The following is a 21,051-nucleotide window of genomic DNA, read 5'->3' on the forward strand; positions in this document are numbered from 1 at the left end:
CCTGATGTGAAACGAGGTAGGTTCTCATGGCGCGAGTCGATGGGAGCGCCCGCAAACGGCGCGAAGTCCCGGAGATCCGCACGTACTTGGCCACCGTGCTCAGGGTGGCCGCGCTGACCCCGAGGCTGCTGCGGGTGACCGTGGGCGGTCCGGGGCTGCGCGGTTTCGAGGCCGGCGAGCGGGCCGAAGAGCGCATCAAGCTCTTCTTCCCTCCGGAGGGGCAGACGGCGCCCGCCCTGCCGGAGTACGGGCCCGACGGGGTGCGCTTCCCTCCGGGAGCCCCGCTGCCGCATGCCCGTAACTACACCGTGCGCCGCTTCGACCCGGCCGGCCCCGAACTCGACGTCGACTTCGTGGTGCACGGAGACGGCCGGGCCTCGAACTGGGCGCGGCAGGCCACACCCGGCGCGCTGCTGGGCATCGCCGGGCCGACCGGCGGATCCCTGCCGTCGAAGACCGCCGATCTGCATCTGATGGTCGGTGACGAGACGGCGCTGCCGGCGATCGCCTCGCTGCTGGAGCGGCTCCCGTCCGGCGCCCGCGCCCATGTGATCGCCGAGGCCGCCGACCCGGCCGAACGGCAGGAGTTGGTATGGCCGCCGGACGCCACGGTCACCGTGCAGTGGGTGTACCGCGCGTCCGGGACCTGGGTCACTCCCACGCCGTTGGAGTGCGCCGTGCGCGCGTTTCCGTGGCCGGCCGGCGTGGTGCACGCCTGGGTGGCGGGCGAGGCGGCGGCGGTGCGCGACATCCGGCGGTATCTGCGCGACGAACGGAAGTTGGGCCGCGAGGAACTGCACGCGTCCGGCTACTGGCGCCACGGCAAGACCGTGGAGGAGTGGGTGCAGGGGGAGGGCGAGCCCGCCGCGGAGTACTGATCCCTCCGGACGTGTGGACGGGACACGCGGACCGGATGCCGGCGGCCGGGCGCGGTGCGCCGCGCCGGCCAGGGGCCGTTTCCGATCAATTCAGGGCCGATATGACCAACAGGTGCGGCATGACCAATTCAGGTGCGGCATGACCAACTTAGGGGCGGGAATGCGGAAAGAAGGAGCGGCGGAGAAGTCCTCCGTCCGGCTCGGCTGGGTGCTGTCCGTTGTGGTGGCAGCCCAATTCATGGTGACGCTGGACGCCTCCGTGGTGAATGTGGCGCTGCCGGCGGTACGCGCGGATCTCGGCTTCAGTGAAGCGGGACTGCTGTGGGTGGTGAACGCCTACACCCTGGTGTTCGGCGGGTTCCTGCTGCTGGGGGGCCGGGCCGCGGACCTCTTCGGGCGGCGCCGGGTGCTCTGGCTCGGGCTGGGCCTCTTCGGCCTGGCGAGCCTCCTGGGCGGGCTGGTACAGGAGCCCTCGCAACTGGTGGTGGCCCGAGCGGTACAGGGGCTCGGCGCCGCGGTGCTCGCACCGGTGGCGCTGACGATCGTCACCACGACCTTCCCCGAAGGCGCCCAGCGCACCAAGGCCCTGGCGCTGTGGAGCGTGGCGGGCGCCTCCGGCGGTGCGGCCGGTGTGCTGATCGGCGGTGTGCTGACCGACTACCTCAACTGGCGCTGGGTGCTGCTGATCAACGTGCCGATCGTGCTGTTCGCGGCGGTGGGCGGCAAGGAGGTGCCCGACGGCAGGCCGGAGCAGCGGTCCGGGCTCGACCTCATCGGCGCGCTGCTGGCCACCACGGGGCTGGCGGCCCTGGTCTACGGCGTGGTCCGCATCGGTGGCGACAGCCTGACGTCCGGGGCGACGCTCGGCTTCCTCGGTGCCGGCATCGTGCTGCTCACGGCCTTTGTGCTGTACGAGGCCAAGGGCGCCCGTCAACCGCTGGTCCAGCTGCGGCTGTTCGCGCACCGCTCGGTCAGCGGCGCCAACCTGGCCATGCTCCTCCTGGCGTCCGGGCAGTTCGCCAGTTTCTACTTCGTCTCGCTCTACCTCCAGCAGGTGCTGCACTTCACGCCCGCCGCGGCGGGGCTGGCCTTCCTGCCGTTCTGTGTCGGCTTCACGGCCGCGGCCATGCTCTCCGGCCGGGTGCTCGCACGTACCGGTCCCCGCATCCTGGTGGTCGCCGGGACGCTGATCGGTGCGCTGGGGCTGGCGTGGTTCAGCCGGATCTCCACGGACGGTGGTTTCCTGGCGAACATCCTCGGCCCCTCGCTGGTGGCCAGCTTCGGTATCGGCGCCTGCTTCGTCCCGTTGGCCAACGCGGCCACCGGCAGCGTGCTCCCGCAGGACGCCGGTATGGCGTCCGGTCTGCTGAACAGCGGTCAGCAGGTGGGTGGTTCGCTCGGTCTCGCGGTCACCGTCAGTGTGGCCACCAGCCGAACCGCCTCGCTCTCCGACGGCGGCAAGCCGACGCTGGCGGCGCTCAACGACGGTTACGGCGCGGCGTTGCTGGCCGGGGCCGGACTGCTGGTGCTGGCGGCGCTGGTCGCGCTGATCCTGCCCGGCCGTCAGCCGGCCGGGTCCGCGGAGTCCGCCCCCGCCGAGCCCGACGAGCAGGCCGAGGCGAGGATCACACAGCCGTCCTGACGCTTCGGAAGGGTGCCCCGGGGCGTGTGGGGGGGGGGGGGGGGGCGCCCCCCCCCCGCCCCCCCCCCCCCACGGCTCCCCGTACCCGGGTCCGGATGTAAGGACCGAACCGACACATGGCCCCTGACCTGCATAAATGCATCGCGAGGGCGCGTGGACCCGCCGATGGCTTTCAGGTTAAAAGCTATATGCGTAAAGTAATGTGACGTGGGTCACCCCCTATTTGGTTGATGGGCTGATCGCGCTGTTGTTAGGTTGTCCTTGCCTGACCAGCACGAATCGGGGGATCACGGAGGGGGATTTTTCTATGTACGGGGAATTCTTTGACTGTCCGGGGATTGAGCGCGAGCTCTCCCTGCTTCGGTAGTCGCAGCGGCACACCGCATTCATGACCAACGCTGCGTCCAACTCTTTCTCTCGCATCGGCGGAATTGCCGATTTTTGATTGATTCATCGACCCAAACTTTTCCGGTCGATTTCCGGTCTCTGTATTGGTGACTTCGGGCGGCTGCGGCCGGTCCGCGGCCGTTTTTCCGGAATCGATGAGTGTTGCCGGCCCGTCCGGTCGCGGGGCATTGTCGTACGCCTCGAAAAGTCCACCCCAATGTTCCTGGGTAGAGCTCTGCCGAAAATCACAGAAGGAGCAGTAGTGCCGGAAACAATTCCTTTCACGATGGATTCCATCAAATCTGATGTGGCGGAGATACTGGGGCTGAGCGCCGCGGAAATAGGGGACGACGACAACCTCTTGGTGGCCGGGCTGGACTCCGTTCGCATGATGACCCTGTCGGCCCGCTGGCGGGAGACCGGAGTCGAGGCGTCCTACCCGGACCTGGCCAGGAAACCCACCGTACGCAGCTGGTTCGAGCTGCTCGGCGCCGGTTCCTAGCCACACCTTCAGGGCCCGCGCGCAGGAGCGGGCCGCCGCCTACGGGACAGGGGAGCAGTATGCCGAACCCTTTCGAGGACGACGCCGGGACGTTTTTCGTCCTGACTAATTCCGAGGGCCAGCATTCGATCTGGCCGGAATTCGTGGAAGTGCCGGAAGGATGGTCCGTCGCGCACGGGCCGGTGGCCCGTGCGGCCGCACTCGATCACGTCGAAGAACACTGGACCGACATGCGTCCGAACAGCCTTAAGGAAGTAGCGCTCTGATGGTCGATCCTCTTGCTCTGGATGAAGCGGTCCTGGATGTCGTCGGATTAGGCTACGGGCCGTCCAATCTCGCCCTCGCGGTGGCGCTCGCCGAGCACAATGCCGGCGCCCCGGGAAACGCTCAGCTCACTTCCTGTTTTTTTGAGAAGCAGCCCTCTTTCGGCTGGCACCGCGGCATGCTGATCGACGACACCACCTTGCAGGTCTCGTTCCTCAAGGACCTGGTCACCATGCGGAATCCGACCAGTGAGTACAGTTTCCTGGCGTACCTGCAGAGCAAAGGTCGGCTGGCGGACTTCATCAATCACAAGATGCTGTTCCCCTCCCGGGTGGAATTCCACGACTACCTGGAATGGGTCGCGGACAGCTTCAAGGAAAACGTGCAGTACCACTGCGAGGTGGTCGATATCCGTCCGGTCGAGGAGGACGGTGAGATCACCTGCTTCGAGGTCGAGGCGCACGACCGGAGCAACCCCGGCACACCGATGATCCGGCGGGCCCGCAACGTGGTGATGGCCGGCGGCCTCCAGCCGCACCTCCCCGAGGGCGCGCAGCTGAGCGACCGGATCTGGCACAACCATGAACTCCTCGACCGGCTACGGCAGTTGACCGGGGCGGAGGCGCGCAGCTTCACCGTGATCGGCGCCGGCCAGAGCGCCGCCGAGACCGTCGAGTATCTGCACCGCACCCAGCCCGAGGCCGAGATCCATGCGGTGTTCGCACGCTACGGCTACGCGCCGGCCGACGACAGCTCCTTCGTCAACCGCATCTTCGACCCGGAAGCGGTGGACCACTTCTACCGCTCGCCCGAGGACGTCAAGCAGATGCTCCTCGACTACCACCGCAGCACCAACTACTCCGTGGTCGACCTGGAGCTGATCGACGAGCTCTACCGCCGCCTCTACCAGGAGCGGGTGACCGGCCGCGAGCGGCTGCGCGTCCACAACATCTCCCGGCTCGTCGAGGCGCGCACCGTCGAGGACTCCGTGCGGGCCACCGTGGAGTTCCTGCCGACCGGCGAGCACACCGTCATGGACACCGACTACCTCGTCTACGCCACCGGGTACCGGCCGATGGACGTCCTCAAGGCCCTCGGCACCGTCGCTCCGTACTGCCGCACCGACGAGAGCGGAAGGGTACGGGTGCGCCGGGACTACCGCGTCGAGACCGACGACGCGCTGCGCGCAGGCATCTTCCTCCAGGGGCCCACCGAGCACACCCACGGCATCACCTCGTCGCTGCTGTCCAACACCGCGGTCCGGGTCGGTGAGATCGTCCGCTCCATCGCCGGCGGCCGGCACGACACGGACCAGGCCCCCGCCTACGCCGACGCCGAGGCCTGAACGTGCTGCCATCAGCGACGGTGGGCGCGCCCTCCAGCCCGTGGATCAGGAACCACGGCGCGCGCACCACGCCGAGAACCCGCCTGGTGTGCTTCGCGCACTCCGGCGGCGGGGCGAGCTTCTTCCGGGACTGGGCACCGGGACTCCCGGACGACTGCGAGCTCTGGGCGATCCAGTACCCCGGCCGTGAGGACCGGCTCCACGAGCCCTTCCTCCCCGACATGGGCGCCCTGGCCACCGCCATCACGGGACAGCTGGTCCGGCACCAGGACCTCCCCATGGTCCTGTTCGGCCACAGCATGGGGGCGTCCGTCGCCTACGAGGTCGCCCGGCGGATGGCGTTCCGCGCACCGGGCACCGTACGGCACCTGATCGTCTCCGGCCGGATGGCGCCGCACCGCCAACCGGTGATCCCCGAGGGCGAGATGACCCATCTGCGGAGCGACCAGGAGATCGTGGACCGGCTCACCGCACTCGGCGGCAGCCGCTCCGACGTCCTGGACGACCCGGACCTGCGCGCCTTCGTACTGCCCGCGGTACGCAACGACTACCGGCTCATCGAGAGCTATCACGCCAGGCCGGGCCCGCTGCTGCCGATCGACATCACCGCGCTGACCGGGGATGCGGACGACGGCGTGCGGCCCGAGGACGTACGGGCCTGGGAGCAGTCGGGCAGCGGCGACTTCGCTTTCCGGTCCTTCCCCGGCGGTCACTTCTATCTGATACCGCGCCGGACCGACGTCACCGAGGAGATCTCCCGGGTGCTGCGGTCCACGACCGCGGCCGGCCCGGCCGCCCCCTGACGCGGGGGACGCCGTGAACAGCACAGCAGACCAGTGAAAGGTGATCCAGCGTGAGCATCGGCCTCCCCCGGTTGATCCACGACCCGGAAGCGCGCTTCGAGCCGTTTCCGCTGACCGACACCCAGCAGGCGTATCTGCTCGGCCGCACTGACGTGTTCGAGCTGGGCAATGTCTCCACCCACGCCTACTACGAGTTCGAGGGCGAACTCGACGTGCCGCGCTTCATCGCGGTGTGGGAGCGGCTGATGGCCCGGCACGACGTGCTGCGCCTGAGCATCGAACCGGAACTCGGCGAGCAGCGGATACTCCGCGAAGCGCCCCCCGTGCCGGTCGAGCTGATCGACCTCCGGCAGGACGGTCCGGCCGAGGCGGACCGGGTCCGCGAGGAGATCCGGGAGCGGATGTCGCACCGGGTGCTCCCGGTGGACGGCAGCCCCCTGTTCGGCATCGTGATCTGCCAACTGCCCGGCGGCCTGCTCAGGATCCATATCGACTTCGACGCGCTGATCCTGGACTACCTCAGCTGGAAGCTGCTGCTGGCCGAGCTCTCCGTGCTCTACGCCGACCCGGACGCCCGGTTACCCGAACTGGAGCTCACCTTCCGGGACTATGTGCTGGCCGAGGCGACGCTGCCGGAGACCGAGCGCTACCGGAAGTCGCTGGAGTACTGGACCCGGCGGCTGCCCGGTCTCCCCGCCTCGCCCCGCCTCCCGCTGGTCAAGGACCCCGCCGAGGCGAGCCACCCGAAGTTCGTGGGCCGCCGCGCCCGTATGGACGCCGAGCGCTGGGAACGGCTGCGGATACGGGCGGCCGAAGGCGGCCTGACGCCCACCGGTCTGGCCCTGGCGGCCTTCGCCGAAGTGCTCGGCACCTGGAGCGACAGCGCCCACTTCACCCTCAACGTGCCGCGGATGAACCGGATGCCGCTGCACCCCCAGGCCGACGCCATCCTCGGTGAGTTCGCCTCCTTCTCCCTGCTGGAGGTGGACAACCGGCACTCGGACACCTTCGCCGCCCGCGCGGGACGGATCCAGGAGCAGGGCTGGCACGACCTGTCCCACCAGGAAGTGAGCGGCGTACGGCTGCTCCGCGAGCTGGCCCGGGTGCAGGGCGGCGGACATGGCGCACGGATGCCGACCGTCCTGACCAGCACCATCGGGCTGCGAGGCGGCGAAAAGCCGCTGCTCGGGGGACATCTGAGGGAACTGCGCAGCATCTCCCAGACCCCGCAGGTCTACCTGGACGTACAGATCGATGAACACGACGGTGAACTGTTCGTCAACTGGGACGCGGTGGACGAGCTGTTCCCGCCGGGCCTGATGGACGAGATGTTCCACGCCTTCTGGTCGCTGCTGGAGCTGCTGGAGGCGGACCCCGACGCCTGGCAGGCGCTGGAGCCGCTGACCCTGCTCGACGGCACCGTCCGGACCGGGATCGCAGGCCCCGACAGGGCCGTTCCCGACGTCCTGGTGCAGCACTTCTTCGAGTCCCGGGTCGCGGCACACCCCGAGCGCACCGCGGTGATCACCTCCGCCACCACCCTGACGTACGGGGAGTTGTACGCCCGCGCCAACCAGGTGGCGCACTGGCTCAGGGACCGCGGCGCCGCCCCGGGGCGGCCGGTCGCCATCGCCATGGAGAAGGGCTGGGAGCAGCTCGCCGCCGCCTTCGGCGTACTCCTCGCCGGCGCCCCGTACGTCCCCCTCGACCCCCGCCAGCCCACGTCCCGCCTGCACGGCATCCTGCGCAGGACCGGCGCCGAGCTGCTGCTGACCCAGTCGGCGCTGGACGAGCGGCTGCCGGTGCCCGACGCCATCCGGGTGCTGCGGGTCGACACCGAGCTGACCGCGGAGCTGAGCACCGAGCCGCTGCCGGCCGTGCAGGGCCCTGACGACCTGGCCTACGTCCTGTTCACCTCGGGTTCCACGGGCGAACCCAAGGGCGCGATGATCCGGCACCGCGGCATGGTCAATGCCGTACAGGCGACGATCGACGAGTTCGGCGTCGGCGCGGGAGACACCTGCCTGGCGGTGACCGCCCTGCACCACGACATGTCCACCTTCGACATCTTCGGCGTGCTGGGCGCCGGCGGCACCGTGGTCGTCCCCGACGCGGACCGCGCCCAGGACCCCGCGCACTGGGCCGAGTTGATCGCCGCACATGGAGTGACCCTGTGGAACTCCGTGCCCGCGATGATGGAGATGCTGCTGGAGGAGACCGCCTCGGACCCCGCCACGACGGGCGGCACGACACGCCCGATCGACTCGCTGCGGCTGGTCCTGCTGGGCGGCGACTGGATTCCGCTGTACGTCCCCACCGACCTCGCCAAGGCCGCCGAGGGCGTCCGCGTGGTCAGCGTCGGCGGCCCGACCGAGACCACGCTGTGGAACATCTGGCACCCGGTCGACGGCATCGACCCCCAGTGGCGCAGCATCCCGTACGGCAAGCCGATCGCCAACACCCGCTACTACCTCCTGGGCGACGGGCTGCGCGGACGTCCGGACGGTGTGACCGGGGAGATGTACTGCGCCGGCCCGGGTGTCGCCGCCGGATACTGGGAGGACCCGGACCGTACCGCCGACGCCTTCCGCCGGCACCCCGTCACCGGCGAGCGCCTCTACCGCACCGGCGACCTGGGCCGCTTCCTCCCGGACGGCGGCATCGAGTTCGCCGGCCGGGCCGACTCGCAGATCAAGATACGCGGGCAGCGCATCGAACTCGGCGAGATCGAGGCCGCGTTGGGCGCACACCCCGCCGTCGCCTCGGCGGTGGCGGTGGCCCTCGGCCGGCCGACCGGCAGCGGGTACCGGGGCCTGGCCGCCTTCGTCACCCTCCACCAGGGACAGCCGCATCCCGAGGCCGAGGAGATCCGCGCCTCACTGACCTCGCGGCTGCCCGCGTACATGGTCCCGGCCGCGCTGCACGTCCTGGACCGCTTCCCGCTGACCGCCAACGGCAAGGTGGACCGCCGCGCCCTGGCGGAAGGACACGAGAGCGCCGAGCGGCAGGAGACCGTCACCGCCGGCACCTCGGCGCCCGGCACACACCTGGAGCGGGCCATCGCGCTCATCTGGGAGCGGGTGCTGGACGCCGAGAACATCGGCGCGCACGACGACTTCTTCGCACGCGGTGGCGACTCGCTGCTGGCCACCCGGCTCGTCAGCCGACTCCGGGAGGCCCTGGAGATACCGGATCTGACGGTGCGTTCGGTCCTGACCGGGCCGACCGTCACCCAACTGGCGGCCGACCTCGCCGGACGGGAGAGCGACCCGGCCCGACTGGAACTGGTCGCCGAGATCTTCCTGGAGATCGAGGGCATGACGGCGGCGGAGATCGACGCCGAACTCTGACCGACCAGCAAGCACGGGGCGAACAGCACAACGGACGACCGGTCCGTCCAGCACGGGAACGAGGGGGAAGAAACATGACGAAGCAGTCGGGCATCGAGGACATCTGGCCGCTGGCGCCGTTGCAGCAGGGGTTCCTGTTCCAGGCGCTCTTCGACGAGCAGGCCCACGACGTCTACACCATGCAGCTCGTTCTGGAGCTGCGCGGACCGCTCGCGCCGGACGTGCTGCGACGGTCGGCCGAGGAGCTGCTGCGCCGCCACCCGAATCTGCGCGCCGGATTCTGGAACGAGCGGGTGGCGCGCCCCGTCCAGGTCGTCCCCCGGGAGTTCCGGCTGCCGTGGCGGGAGACCGACCTGACCGGCCTGCCGTCCGCGGAGCAGGACGCGGAGCGCCGGCGTGTCCTGGATGCGGACCGGCAGGAGCGCTTCGACCTCGCCAAGCCGCCGCTGCTGCGCTTCCGGCTGCTCCGGCTCGGTGCGTCGCTGCACCACCTCGTCATCCACGCCCACCACATCCTGCTGGACGGCTGGTCGATTCCGCTGCTGGTCCGTGAGCTGTCGGAGCTCTACGCCCGGGACGGCAGCGCGACGGGCCTGCCGCGGCCGCACTCCTACCGCGACCACCTGGCCTGGCTGGCGCGGCAGTCCACCGAGCAGGCCGAGGCCGCCTGGCGCGAGACGCTGTCCGGACTGAGCGGCCCGACGCTGCTGTTCGGCCCCGACCGCACCCGTGAGCCGCAGTTCCCGCGGAAGCTCACCGCCACGCTGAGCGAGGAGACCACCGCGCGGCTCGGCGGCTGGGCGCGCGAGCGGAACCTGACCCTGAACACCGTCGTACAGGGACTGTGGGCCGTCCTGCTGGGCCGACTGACCGGCAGCCGGGACGTGGTCTTCGGCGCCTCCGTCTCCGGCCGCCCGGCGGAGCTGCCCGGCGTCGAGTCGATGATCGGGCTGTTCATCAACACCCTGCCGGTACGCGTCCGGCTGCGCCCCGACGAGCCGCTGGCCGCACTGCTCGAACGGATCCAGCAGGAGCAGGCCCGGCTGCTGCCGCACCACCACCTCGGCCTGGCCGACGTACAGCGGGCCGCGGGCACCGGCGAGCTGTTCGACACCCTGATCGTCTTCGAGAACGCCCCGCTGGTCTCCGAGAGCCTGGAACGCGGGCACACCGCAGACAAGGTCGAGGTCAAGGGCCTCGACAACCACGACGCCACGCACTACCCGGTGACCCTCGTCCCGCTGCTCGTGCACGACCGGCTGCACCTGGGGTTCGAGTACCAGCCGGCAGTGCTGGCGGAGCCGGCGGCCACCGCCCTGCTCGACCGCTTCCTGCGGCTGATCGACGCACTCCTGGACGACGCCGAACGCCCGGTGGGGCGGCTGGACATCCTCGGGGCGCAGGAGCGGCGCACCCTCCTCCGGGACTGGAACGACACCGCTTTCGAGGTCCCCGAGCAGACCCTGCCAGAGCTGTTCGCCGAACAGGTCGCCGCCGCCCCCGGCCACCCGGCCGTCGCCTTCGACGGCACCGAGCTGACCTTCGCCGAGCTCGACGCCCGCGCCAATCGGCTCGCCCACTGGCTCATCCGCCAGGGCGTCGGCACCGAGGACATCGTCGCGCTCGCGCTGCCCCGCTCCCTGGACATCGTCATCGCGCTGCTGGCCGTACAGAAGGCCGGTGCCGCCTACGTCCCCGTCGACCCCGAATACCCCGCCTCCCGCATCGGCTACATGCTGGCCGACGCCCGGCCCAAGCTGCTGCTGACCTGCGCCGAGGTGCTGGACGGGGCGCTGCGCAGGTCCGCGGGCACGGTGCCGACCACCGCGCTGGACACCGTCCAACTGGCCGCCGCGCTGCGCGAGATGCCCGCCACCGCACCGACCGACGCCGAGCGGCTGCGCCCCCTGCTGCCGCACCACCCCGCGTACGTCATCTACACCTCGGGCTCCACCGGCGACCCCAAGGGCGTCGTCACCGTCCACCAGAACGTCATCAGCCTCTTCGCCAACCACCAGCGGCAGGTCTACGGGCCGGCCGCCGAGGCCGCCGGACGCCGGCTGCGGGTCGGCCACGGCTGGTCGTTCTCCTTCGACGCCTCCTGGCAGCCGCTGCTGGCCCTCTTCGCCGGTCACACCATCGAGATCCTCGACGAGGACACCCGGCGCGACCCGCAACGCCAGCTGGACTGGCTGCGCGCGCGGCAGATCGACTTCATCGAGGTCTCGCCGTCCTTCTACGGACAGCTCTCGGCGGCCGGACTCGTCCAGGACCGGCGCAGCCCGCTGGCCGGGCTCGGCGTCGGCGGCGAGGCCGTGCCGCAGGCCATCTGGGACGAGCTGCGCGAGCTGACCACCACCCGCGGCTACAACTTCTACGGACCCACCGAGTGCACCGTGGACTCCGTCGTCGCCGAGGTGGGCGACAGCCCCACCCCGGTCATCGGCCGGCCCATCGGCAACATCCGCGCGTACGTCCTGGACGACTTCCTCAACCCGGTGCCGCCGGGCGTCGAAGGCGAGCTGTACCTCGCCGGCAACGGGCTCGCCCGCGGCTATCTGCGCAGGCCAGGGGTGAGCGCCTCGCGCTTCGTCGCCGATCCGTTCGGGGCGCCCGGCACCCGGATGTACCGCACCGGCGACGTGGTGCGCTGGACCCACGACGGACAGCTGGACTTCTCGGGCCGCACCGACCACCAGGTCAAGATCCGCGGCTTCCGGGTCGAGCTGGGCGAGGTGGAGACCGCGCTCGGCGGGCACCCCGACGTCGCCCAGTGCGCCGTCGTCGTCCGCGAGGACCGCCCCGGCGTCAAGCGGCTGGTCGGCTACGCCGTACCGGTACCGGGCACGGAACTGGACCCGGCCGCGCTGCGTGCCCACCTGACCGGCGCACTGCCCGACTACATGGTTCCCGCGGCCCTGGTGCCACTGCCCGAACTCCCGCTGACCACCCACGGAAAGCTGGACCGGGCCGCGCTGCCGGTCCCGGCCGCCACCGCCACCAGCACCTCGCGGCCCCCGCGCACCGAGCCGGAACGCGCCCTGTGCGCGCTGGTCGCCGAACTTCTCGGACTGACCGCCGTCGGCCCCGAGGACAACTTCTTCGAGCTGGGCGGCGACAGCATCGTCTCCATCCAACTCACGGGGCGCGCCCGCGCGTTGGGCCTGTCCCTCGCACCCAAGGACGTCTTCGCCGCCGCCTCCCTCGCCGACCTGGCCGCCGTGGCGTCCGCCGACACGGCAGCCGGCGCGCGGACCGACGACACCGGCACCGGCCAGCTGCCGCCGACGCCCATCATGCGGTGGCTGACCGGCACCGGCGGCCCGATCGACCGCTACGCGCAGGGCAACCTGCTCCGGCTGCCCTTCGACCTCACGCACGACGCGCTCATCACCGCCGTCCAGGCACTCCTGGACCGGCACGACGTGCTCCGGACCCGCTTCACCTGGACGCCCGGCAGCGACACCGCCGACTTCGAGGTGCGCCCCGCCGGATCCGTGGCGGCGAGCGACATCGTGCACCGCGTCGACGCCACCGGCCGCACCCCGCAGGAAGCGCGCCACGCCCTGGCCGCCGCGTACGACGCCGCGCTCACCCGCTTCGCCCCCGCCGACGGTGTGGTCTTCCAGGTCATCTGGTGCGACACCGGCGACCGGGACCGCGACCGGCTGCTCGTCCTGGGCCACCACCTCGTCGTCGACGGCGTGTCCTGGCGGATCCTGCTGCCCGACCTGTCGGCCGCCTGCCGCGCGGCCCTGGCCGGCGACACCCCCGACCCCGCGCCGGTGCCCACCTCCTTCCGCCGCTGGGCCCAGGCCCTGCCGGCCGAGGCCCGCCGGCCCGAGCGGGCCGCCGAACTCGCCCTGTGGCGCGAGGTGCTGGACGGCGGCGACCCGCTGCTCACCGACCGGCCGCTCGACCCGGCGCGCGACACCGTGGGCACCCTGCGGCACCTCACCCGGACCCTCGCGGCCGGGCAGACCGCACCCCTGCTGGCCGAGGCACCCGCCGCGTACGGCACCGGCGTGAACGAGGTGCTGCTCTCGGCACTGGCGCTCGCCGTGGCCGCCTGGCGCACCCGCCGCGGCGCCACCGGAGAGGACCGCTCGGTACTCGTCGCCCTGGAGAGCCACGGCCGAGAAGAGCAGCTGCTGCCCGGTGCCGACCTCTCGCGCACCGTGGGCTGGTTCACCGGCGTCTATCCCGTACGCCTCGACCCGGGCCCGGTCGACCTGGACCGGGCGCTGGACGGCGGCGGCGAACTGACCGACGTGGTCAAGCGGGTCGGCGAACACCTGCGGGCCGTACCGGACAACGGCATCGGCTACGGACTGCTGCGCCACCTCAACCCCGAGACGGCCGAGCGGCTGGCCCAACTGCCCGTCCCCCAGATCGAGTTCAACTACCTGGGGCGGTTCACCACCGGCGAGACGGCCGCCACGGAGTTCGCCATCGCCGACGAGCAGGCCGACTTCAGCGACGCGGCGGACCCCGCCATGCCGGTCACCTACAGCCTCGATGTCAACGCCTACACCCTCCATCGTCCCGACGGACCCGAACTGCATGTGCGCTGGTCCTGGCCCGAAGCACTGCTCACCGAAGCGGACGCCGAAGCGCTGGCCGACCTCTGGTTCCAGGCGCTGCGCGCGATCACCGTCCAGGCAACCCGGCGGTAGCACACCCCCGCCCCGCCCCCCTCGCAGTCCGACCCACCCCCGTACTGCGCCTTCCGCAGGAGTTGAACCATGGTCACCGAAACCGTACGAGCGGCGGTCCGGCGCGCCCGCGCCGCCCAGGAAGAGTTCGCCACGTGGTCCCAGCAACGCGTCGACGACGTTGTCGCGGCCGTCGGCTGGCAGTGCTATCAGGAGGACACCGCCCGGGAGCTCGCCCTGCTCAGCGAGCGCGAGACGGGCCTCGGTAACAGCGAGCACCTCTGTGCGCTCCAGCGCCGCAGGGTCCTCGGCATTCTGCGGGACATGCACGGCATGCGCACGGCCGGCGTCGTCGAGGACCTGCCCGAACTGGGCCTGGTGAAGCTCGCCAAGCCGCTCGGAGTGATCGCCGCGGCCAGCCCGGCCACCGCCCCCGCACCGGGTCTGATCTGCAACGCGTTACCCATCCTCAAGACCCGCAACGCGGCGGTGTTCACCCCCAACCCCCGTGCGTACCGCACCGCGAAGCGGACCGTCGAGCTGATGCGGGAGGCGCTGGACGCGGCGGGCGCGCCCCGCGACCTGATGCAGTGCCTGGAAGTGACGGGGCGTCAGGCGGCGGTGGAGCTCATGCGGGCCGCCGACCACATCGTCGCGGTGGGTGGCACCGGAACCGTACGGCGTGCGTACGAGAGCGGCACCCCCGCCATCGGCGCGGGCGAGGGGAACCCGACGGTCATCGTCGACGAGACGGCGGACGTGGCCGACGCCGCGGAGAAGGTGGCGTACGGCGCCGGCTACAACAACGGCACGTCCTGCTCCTCGGAGAGCAACGTGCTGGTGCACTCCTCGGTGGCCGAGCGCTTCCGCGGCGAGCTGGTCCGGCACGGCGTGCACCTGTGCTCCGAGGAGGAGACCCGGCGGATCCGCGGCGTGCTGTGGACCGAGGACGGCAAGCTCGACCGCGACCTGGTCGGCCGCCCGGCCGCCGAGATCGCCGAACGCGCCGAAGTCGCCCTCGCGGACCCGGACAAGGCCATCGTGCTGGCCCTGACCGGCACCGACCCCGAGCACGACGACCCCGTCCTGCGCGAGAAGATCGCGCCCCTGGTCACCCTGCTCACCTACGACAGCTTCGACCACGCCGTCCACCTCGTCCAGACACTCTCCGACCGGTGCGGCCGGGGCCACAGCTGCGCCATCCACACCACCCGCACCGACCGGGTGATGCGACTCGCGGAGACCATCACCACCTGCCGGGTGGTGGTCAACCAGTCGACGATGACCAACACCGGCAGCTTCGCCAGCGGCGTGCCCTTCACCACCACGCTCTCCAGCGGCAGTTGGGGAGGCACCAGCGTCGCGGGCAACATCACCTGGCGGCACTTCCTCAACTACACCCTCATCTCGCGCCCGATCCCCGAATCGCTCCCGGACGAGCAACAGATCTTCGGCAGGTTCTGGGGCACCGCCCCGCAGCAGCACGCCGCCGGTACACCCGAGGAAGGCGCCCCGTCCCGTGTCTGAGCAGTCCAGGAACCAGACCCACGACGCCGACCGGCTCGCCGCGAAGAAGAAGGAACTGCTGCGCCGCAAGCTCGCCGAACGCGGGCTGACAGCATCCGGCGGCACCGGCACCGGCACCGGACGCGCTTCCGGAACACCGGACGCCCGGCGCACCCCCACCCTCTCCTCCGCCCAACGCCGGATGTGGGCCCTCCAGAAGCTCGCCCCCGAAGCCGCCGCCTACAACCTCTGCCTCGCCTTCCACATCGAAGGCCACCTGGACACCCGGGCCCTGGAGGCCGCCCTGTCCGATGTGCAACGCCGGCACGAGGTGCTGCACACCGTCTACCGCGAGACCGCGGACGGCACCGTGACGCCCGAGCTCGTCACCGACCCGCGGCTGCCGCTGACCGTGGCGGACCTCCGCGACACCCCCGCCGAAGATCGCGCCGCCGCGGCGGACCGCCGGGCCGCACAACTCGGCAGGCACCCCTTCGACCTGGCCGCCGAGCCACCGCTGCGCGCGACCCTGCTGCGCACCGGCGACACCGACCATGTCCTGGTGCTCGTCGCACACCACATCGCCCTGGACGAGGGCAGCTGGAACGTCCTCTTCGACGAGCTCGCCGAGTCCTACCGGCGGCACACCACCGGCGTGAACGCCCCGGTGCCGCCCCCGCACACCCAGTACGCGGACTTCGCCGCATGGGAACGGGAACGGAACACCGACGCCTGGACCGCCCGCCAACTGGACCACTGGCGGAGCCGGCTGACGCCCTGGCCGGAACCGACCGCACTGCCCACCGACTTCCCGCGCCCCGCCACCCCCGAGGAGGACGGCGCCACGCACACCAGGCCGCTCGGCCCCGACCTGGCCGCGCGCGTCCGCGACCTGGCCCGCGAGCAGCGGGTCACCCCCTTCATGGTGCTGCTCGCCGCCGCGGCGGTCCTGCTCGGACGGCGCACCGGAAGCCAGGACATCGCCCTCGGCACGCCCGCCATGAACCGCGACCGCACCGAGTTCGAGAACCTCATCGGCAACTTCGACAACACGCTGCTGCTGCGCGTCGGCCTGGCCGGCGACCCCGACTTCCACGAGGTGCTGGACCGCGTACGCACGGTCTGCACGGACGGCTACGAGCACCAGCAACTGCCCTTCGAAAGCGTCCTCCAGGAGCTGCGGCCGCACCGCACCGCCAGCCGGAACACCCCCTTCGACGTGATGTTCCTGCTGCGCACCGACACCTTCCGCGAGTTCACCCTGCCCGGCGTGCGGGTGACGCCGCGCCCGGTCTCCAACGGCACCAGCCAGTTCGAACTGACCCTGGCCGCCGTGGTCGCCGGCGACGAACTCGCCCTGGAGGCCACCTATCGCACGGACCTGTTCCGCCACGAGACCGTCGAGGCGCTGCTGGCCCAGCTGGAGCAGCTGCTGACCGACCTCACGCACCACCCGGAACAACCGGTCCGCCTGGCGTCCCTCCTCACGCCGGACGAGCGCGAAAAGCTGCTCGTCCAGTGGAACGACACCGCCCGCCAGGTGCCCGACGGACCACTCGGCGCGCTCTTCGCCGCCCAGGCCGCTCGGACGCCCGACCGGACAGCCCTGGTCTTCGGCCAGGAGACACTCGGTTACGCCGAGCTCGACGCCCGCGCCAACCAACTCGCCCGGCTCCTCATCGACCTGGGCGCCGGGCCCGAGTCCGTGATCGGCCTCGCCCTGCGCCGCTCCGTCGACATGGTCGTCGGCCTGCTGGCCGTACTGAAGGCGGGCGCCGCCTATCTGCCCCTGGACCCGGACTACCCGGCCGAACGCCTGGCGCTGATCCACCGCGACGCCGCCCCCGGCCTGCTCCTGACCACCTCCGACGTGGCGGCCGCCCTGCCCGGTGTCGAGCCCGCCCGGCAGATCCTGCTGGACGACCCGGCGGTCCGCGGCCGGCTCGCCCAGCAGGGCACGACCGACCCGCAGCCCACCGGCCTCACCCCCGACAGCCCGGCGTACGTCATCTACACCTCCGGCTCCACCGGCACCCCCAAGGGCGTCGTCGGACTGCACAAGGGCCTGGTCAACCGGCTGACATGGTTCCACCGGCGCTACCCCTGGCACCCCGCCGCGCCCGTGTGCGCGAAGACCTCCCTGAGCTTCCTCGACGGCACCAGCGAACTGCTGGGCCCGCTGCTGCACGGCGGCACCGTCGTGCTCGCCGACCAGATCGCCGCCAAGAGCCCGGCCGACCTCGGCGCTCTGATCCAGCGGCACGGCGCCGCCCGGATCACGGTGGTGCCCAGCCTGCTCTCGGCCATCCTGGAACTCGACGACCGCGACCGGTCCCGCTTCGCCGGCTGCGACCTGTGGATCAGCAGCGGCGAGGCGCTCCCCGCGGCCGTGGCCGAACGCTTCGCCGAGGTCTTCCCGCACGCCCGGCTGCTCAACTTCTACGGCTCCTCGGAAGCCAGCGCGGACAGCCTGTACACGGAGGTCGACGGCGCCGACCCGGCACTCGGCGGCCCCCTGTGGAACACCCGCGCCCACGTCCTCGACGCCGGGCTCCAGCCGGTGCCGGCCGAGGGCGTCGGCGAGCTCTACATCGCCGGCGAGGGCATCGCCCGCGGCTATCTGCGCCGCCCCCGGCTGACCGCGCAACGCTTCGTCCCGGACCCGTACGGGCCGCCCGGCAGCCGTATGTACCGCACCGGCGACCTCGTCCGCCGAAGGGCCGACGGCGCCCTGGAATATGCCGGGCGGGCCGACAACCAGGTCAAGATCCGCGGCTTCCGGATCGAACCCGGCGAGATCGAGGCCCTGCTCCTGGAACGCGCGGACATCGCCCAGGCCGCCGTGGTCGCCCGGTCCGACGGCGCCGGCGGTACCGCACTGGTGGCCTACGCGGTGCCCGAGCCGACGGCCGAGCCCGACGCCCGCACACCGGACGGCCCCGAGCTGCGCGCGCACATCGCCGCCCGGCTGCCCGACTACATGGTCCCCGCCGCCACCGTCCTGATCGACGCCCTCCCGCTGACCCCCAGCGGAAAGCTGGACCGACGGGCGCTGCCGGCACCCGACTTCAGCGCCGCCGTGGGCGACGACCGGCCGAGCACTCCGGAAGAGGAACTGCTCGCCGGGCTGTTCGCGCAGGTGCTGGGCCTGCCGTCGGTCGGGGTGCGGGACCGGTTCTTCGAGCTCGGCGGCGACAGCATCCTCTCCATCCAGCTGGCGAGCCGGGCCAAGGCCGCGGGGCTGCCCATCTCCCCGTGGGACATCTTCCAGCACCCCACCGCGGCCGGTCTCGCGGCGCTGGCGGCCGCGTCCGCGCCGGACGCACCAGAGGGGAGTACGACACCCGTGCCGACGCCCCCCGCCGTGCGCCGGCTGGCCGACCCCGGGGCGGGCGCGCCGCGCCCCTGGTCGGCACTGCTGCGGCTGCCCATGGGGACCACCCGCGAACGCCTCACCGAGGTCCTCCAGGCCCTGCTCGACCGGCACGCCATCCTGCGGGCCGTGCCGGACGGCGCGGAGCTGCGCATCCCGCGCACCGGAGAACCGTCCGCCGCCAACCTGCTGACCCCGGTCGACGTCGACCCGACCACCGAAGCGTTCACGGAATCCGTCCGTCGTCAGCGTGCCGCGGCACCCGAGCGGCTGGACGCCCGCCGCGGTGTACTCCTCGACGCCGCCTGGTGGGACGGCGGGACACAGGCCCAGGGCCGGCTGCTGCTCAGCGTCCACCCGCTGGCCGCCGACGCGGACTCCTGGCGGATCCTGCTCGCCGACCTGGCCGCACTGGGCCGGGGGAGGGGTGGCCTGGACACCGCCCCCGCCGCGTACGCGGACTGGGCGCGGGAGTACGCACGCGCACTGCGGGCGACCGAGGACACGGCGCGGGCGCACTGGCAGGACCTGCTGTCCGGCCCCGACCCGTTCAGGGACCTCTGGGGTGCGGCCACCGCGCCCCGAGCCACCCGGACCGTGGAACTCGCCGACGGCCGCACCACGGCCGCACTGGACCGCGTCGCCGGGAGATTCCACGCGGACCTCGCCGAAGTCCTGCTGACGGGGCTCGGGTCGGCGACGCTCCGGCGGTCCGAGGAACGCGGTGCCGAGGCCTCCGACGGGGTGCGGGTCGAGCTGACCCGCTCGGGCCGGGACGCCGCGGCGCTGTCCGGCTGGACGGCCGGCGGCGCCCAACCCGCCACCGGCGTCGGACGGTTCGACATCCGGCTCGCCGTACGGTTCGGCACGGACCACGCGCACCAGGACCCCGGCGTACTGCTCAAGCACGTCAAGGAGGACGCCCGCCCGGCGGCCCCGGAGAGCCTGGGATACGACGCGCCGGACGGCCGGCTTCCGGCCCCGGGCCTGCGCTTCGTCCACCACGACACATCTCTCGACACCGATTCCGGGAGCGGTGGCGAGACCGATGGCGATGCCGGTGCCGACTGGTCGGCGCTGCCGTGCGACGACCTGGCCGAGAGCCCCGACGCCCTCCCCGGAACCGTGGCCGGCGGACCCGACCCGGCAGCGCTGGAACTGACCAGCTACCGCTCCTCGTCCGGCGGCGAGCCCGTGCTGCGCCTGGTGTGCACCTGGCCGACGGCGCCCGGAGCGGAACGGGAGGTGACGGCCCTGAGCGACGAGTGGGTGCGCGCGCTGCACACCCTGGTGGACCAACTGGACCACGACGACGCCGGCGGCCACACCCCCTCCGACTTCACCCTCGTCTCGCTCGACGCCGACGCTCTCGCCGCCCTCGAAGCGAACTTCCCAGCCCTCTGACCCGCCGGACCGCGGCCACGAACCGCCACTCCGGCCCGCCCGCCACCCCAGGTGCGGGCCGCCCGATCCGACCCACAGGAGAACAGGTCATGACCGTCGCCACCCGTACCGCGCGCCCCCGCCACTACCTGATGTGCCGCCCCACCCACTTCCGGGTCGACTACTCCATCAACCCGTGGATGGACCCGACGAAGCCGGTGGACACCGCGCTCGCCGTCGCCCAGTGGGAGCAACTCCGCGCCCTCTACCTGGAGTTGGGGCACACCGTCGAACTGATCGAGCCGCTCGCCGACTACCCCGACATGGTCTACGCGGCCAACGGCGCGACCGTCGTCGACGGCAAGGTGCTCGGCGCCCGCTTCCGCAACCCGGAGCGAGCCGGCGAGGGCCCCGCCTACCTGGAGTGGTTCCGCGCGCACGGATACCAGGAGCTGCACGACCCGGTGCACGTCAACGAGGGCGAAGGCGACTTCCTGGTCACCGGGAGCCGCGTACTGGCCGGCAAGGGATTCCGCAGCACGCCCGAATCCCACGCCGAGGCCCAGGAGTTCTGGGGCCGCCCCGTCGTGAGCCTCGACCTGGTCGACGAGCGCTACTACCACCTGGACACCGCGCTCGCCGTGCTCGACGGCGACGAGGTGATGTACAACCCGGCGGCGTTCACCCCCGCGAGCAGGGCCCTCCTGGAAGAGCTCTACCCGGGGGCGATCCACGCGGAGCCCTCCCAGGCCGCGGTCTTCGGACTCAACGCGGTCAGCGACGGAAAGCATGTGGTGCTGCCGGAGGCGGCCACAGGCCTGGCCGCCCAGCTGCGCGAGCGCGGCTACGAACCGATCGGCGTCGACCTCACCGAACTGCTCAAGGGCGGCGGCAGCGTCAAGTGCTGCACCCTCGAACTCCGCCCGGCGGCCGCCTGAGCCCGGCCGGTCTCCGCTCACCCCC

At 71.8% G+C, this 21,051-nt stretch carries 11 protein-coding genes; all 11 read left to right on the top strand.

All coding sequences use genetic code 11. From position 1 onward, the window contains the following. Positions 1–26 precede the first annotated feature (26 nt). On the top strand, positions 27–878 hold the full coding sequence (locus FCH28_RS02465; protein ID WP_136737981.1) for a siderophore-interacting protein: 852 nt from the start codon (positions 27–29) through the stop codon (positions 876–878). 160 nt (positions 879–1,038) lie between these two features. Beyond that, positions 1,039–2,520, top strand: coding sequence for an MFS transporter (locus tag FCH28_RS02470; RefSeq protein WP_136737982.1), 1,482 nt, complete (start codon positions 1,039–1,041; stop codon positions 2,518–2,520). 694 nt (positions 2,521–3,214) lie between these two features. After that, the gene (locus FCH28_RS02475) at positions 3,215–3,409 is read left to right on the top strand and encodes a phosphopantetheine-binding protein (RefSeq protein WP_246102285.1); all 195 of its coding nucleotides are present in this window, start codon (positions 3,215–3,217) and stop codon (positions 3,407–3,409) included. 59 nt (positions 3,410–3,468) lie between these two features. Next, entirely contained in the window at positions 3,469–3,675 is a 207-nt protein-coding gene (locus tag FCH28_RS02480; protein ID WP_136737983.1) for an MbtH family protein, read from the top strand. Next, on the top strand, positions 3,675–5,018 hold the full coding sequence (locus FCH28_RS02485; protein ID WP_136737984.1) for a lysine N(6)-hydroxylase/L-ornithine N(5)-oxygenase family protein: 1,344 nt from the start codon (positions 3,675–3,677) through the stop codon (positions 5,016–5,018). Before FCH28_RS02480 ends, FCH28_RS02485 begins: the two co-directional genes overlap by 1 nt. Before the next feature lie 2 nt (positions 5,019–5,020). After that, positions 5,021–5,821: a thioesterase II family protein gene (locus FCH28_RS02490; RefSeq protein WP_169314026.1), complete on the top strand. Its 801-nt coding sequence runs from the start codon at positions 5,021–5,023 to the stop codon at positions 5,819–5,821. A gap of 50 nt (positions 5,822–5,871) precedes the next feature. Then, entirely contained in the window at positions 5,872–9,171 is a 3,300-nt protein-coding gene (locus tag FCH28_RS02495; protein WP_136737986.1) for a non-ribosomal peptide synthetase, read from the top strand. A 74-nt stretch (positions 9,172–9,245) separates the two neighbouring features. Beyond that, positions 9,246–13,847 (top strand): non-ribosomal peptide synthetase, encoded by a 4,602-nt coding sequence (locus tag FCH28_RS02500; protein ID WP_136737987.1) that lies wholly within the window; start codon positions 9,246–9,248, stop codon positions 13,845–13,847. Between the two features lie 69 nt (positions 13,848–13,916). Then, positions 13,917–15,353 carry an aldehyde dehydrogenase family protein gene (locus tag FCH28_RS02505; protein WP_136737988.1) on the top strand — a complete coding sequence of 479 codons (1,437 nt, stop codon included), beginning with the start codon at positions 13,917–13,919 and terminating at the stop codon, positions 15,351–15,353. After that, a complete protein-coding gene (locus tag FCH28_RS02510) occupies positions 15,346–20,109 on the top strand; it encodes a non-ribosomal peptide synthetase (protein WP_136737989.1) in 4,764 nt (1,587 codons plus the stop codon). Before FCH28_RS02505 ends, FCH28_RS02510 begins: the two co-directional genes overlap by 8 nt. Positions 20,110–20,198: 89 nt before the next feature. Continuing rightward, positions 20,199–21,026 (top strand): dimethylargininase, encoded by an 828-nt coding sequence (gene ddaH, locus FCH28_RS02515; RefSeq protein ID WP_187363743.1) that lies wholly within the window; start codon positions 20,199–20,201, stop codon positions 21,024–21,026. The last annotated feature ends 25 nt before the right edge of the window (positions 21,027–21,051 follow it).

It is taken from the genome of Streptomyces piniterrae (assembly GCF_005048155.1).
Lineage (GTDB): Bacteria > Actinomycetota > Actinomycetes > Streptomycetales > Streptomycetaceae > Streptomyces > Streptomyces piniterrae.